General features: G+C 52.6%; 1 pseudogene. It reads left to right on the forward strand.

Annotation, left to right across the window (positions count from 1 at the left end):
- Nucleotides 1-89: 89 nt before the first annotated feature.
- A pseudogene (locus BHE89_RS20540) lies at nt 90-458 on the forward strand (hypothetical protein); the annotation flags it as partial.

The following is a 458-nucleotide window of genomic DNA, read 5'->3' on the forward strand; positions in this document are numbered from 1 at the left end:
GTGGTTTAGGGGCCGGAGGTAGTCATGAAGCCAGTTCTCTGGATATTCGTCCTGATCATCGCCCCTTTCGTCATTGCGAAAGTGGACCAGTGGCGCAAAACGCGGCATTGGAGACACCTGGGGCGTGGTGGAAATCAGAGAACATGCCTTATGAGCTGCGCTCGGCCACTCTGTTTTTGTCCGAACAGGACATATCAACCACACAGCCGGTGCCCATGCACGGCAGGGTTGATCAGGTGTACCAAACCAAGAATGGGGTTCTCATTCCTTTGGACACCAAGCTGCGCCAGGTAAACCACATCTATGAGTCGGACATTATCCAGCTCTCGGTTTACCGGGTAATTCTGTCACACAAGTACAAGGCACCCGTTGCCAAGTACGGCTATGTCCGAACCGTTGTTGAGACAGCGGACGGGGATAGAGTCCGTTACATCAAGACAAACCTTCTCAGCGAAAAA

It is taken from the genome of Shigella sp. FC1967 (assembly GCF_001743005.1).
Lineage (GTDB): Bacteria > Pseudomonadota > Gammaproteobacteria > Enterobacterales > Enterobacteriaceae > Proteus.